Origin of the sequence: Candidatus Kurthia intestinigallinarum (genome assembly GCF_003991225.1) — a bacterium.
GTDB classification, from domain to species: Bacteria; Bacillota; Bacilli; order Bacillales_A; family Planococcaceae; genus Kurthia; species Kurthia populi.
Genome location: NZ_JTFC01000211.1, coordinates 1 through 1,150 on the forward strand (window position 1 = coordinate 1; position 1,150 = coordinate 1,150).

Genomic DNA, 1,150 nt, shown 5'->3' on the forward strand with positions numbered 1-1,150 from the left:
GTAAAAGTAGAAATTTCTACTTTTGTTAAGTAGTTTTTTCCACTTATTAAATATCTACTTATGTGAATAATGAATATAACCACGGCAATAACCAAATAATCGCTGCTGCTAAAGCAACGAGTGCACATACACGCCCAACACTTTTAAACACTTCATTCTTCTCATGCGGATCATCTGCTGACGGCATGCGCTTAATAATAATAAATAAAGCTGCACAAATTCCGACTAAGACCACAAGCGCTGTTAAAATGCCTTTCACGACATTGGCTGCATTTGTGAGCTTAGCTTGGACTTGTCCAGCTGAGGCAAAAACGATTTCGGGTGTTATGAAATAACAAACGACAATGGCCAAAGCTGTTCCCATTACTAAGCTTGTTGCTTTCGTGTTATTTGTCATACGCAAACCTACTTTCACTATTCATTTCTCTATGATTCATCACGCTCCACCTCTAAAGATGGCGCTAGTGCACGCTCCTTTTCTACTTGCTTCATTGTTTCTAGCTCTATTTTGGCTTGCTGCTCAGTTTCAAATGAAGGGGACAACTGCTCTAGTTCTCCGTGCTTCAATCGCCCAATAAAAACGGCTCGCTGCTTTCGTTCTTGATCTAGCGTTTCAAATAGCTGAAGCTTTTCCTCATAGCGCCGAACAGCTCGCTCTAATTCAATCCCGTACACGCTCAAGAATCCTTCTAAAAAACTAGCTCCGGCAAAGGACACTTCATTCACAATACGCCCGCCTTTCACACGAATTGCCATTACATCTACTTGGTCGACAAGGTTAGCATCCGCTACATTGCCTTGCTGTAAAAAATGCTGCCGTAAAACAAGTGGCTTCACCTCAATAGAAGAACTCACTTCTTCTTCGGCAAGTTGCTGTCGAATCTGTGAAAGTGGCTGCCCCTTCCCTGGCTCACTCACCCCTACGTGCCCATCATGTACAAATTCAGTCGCTCGCTTACTACTTAACCAACGTTCAGTAATCAGCACTATCACCTACTTTCGTACCTTTGATAACCGTATTTTCCCGTTCGCCAAGACAATAAGCGGATATGTAGTGTAATTTAAAGAAACACACGTTCTTGTTACAGTTGTAACAGAGTTGTCATTAAAATATTTGATTTTTCTGTAAATATAAAGGTGAAAAGGTATA

At 41.2% G+C, this 1,150-nt stretch carries 2 protein-coding genes; both read right to left on the reverse strand.

Annotated features, from left to right (window positions below; translation table 11 throughout):
* Nucleotides 1–58 precede the first annotated feature (58 nt).
* Nucleotides 59–397: a CagC family type IV secretion system protein gene (locus tag QI30_RS19895; RefSeq protein ID WP_199754753.1), complete on the reverse strand. Its 339-nt coding sequence runs from the start codon at nt 395–397 to the stop codon at nt 59–61.
* A 29-nt stretch (nt 398–426) separates the two neighbouring features.
* Nucleotides 427–987, reverse strand: a complete 561-nt coding sequence (locus tag QI30_RS19900) for a hypothetical protein (protein WP_126992101.1) — start codon at nt 985–987, stop codon at nt 427–429.
* Nucleotides 988–1,150: the final 163 nt, after the last annotated feature.

Bases quoted from the DNA above. Each gene is read 5' to 3' on its own strand.
- QI30_RS19895 (WP_199754753.1), bottom strand. From the start codon at position 397: ATGACAAATAACACGAAAGCAACAAGCTTAGTAATGGGAACAGCTTTG.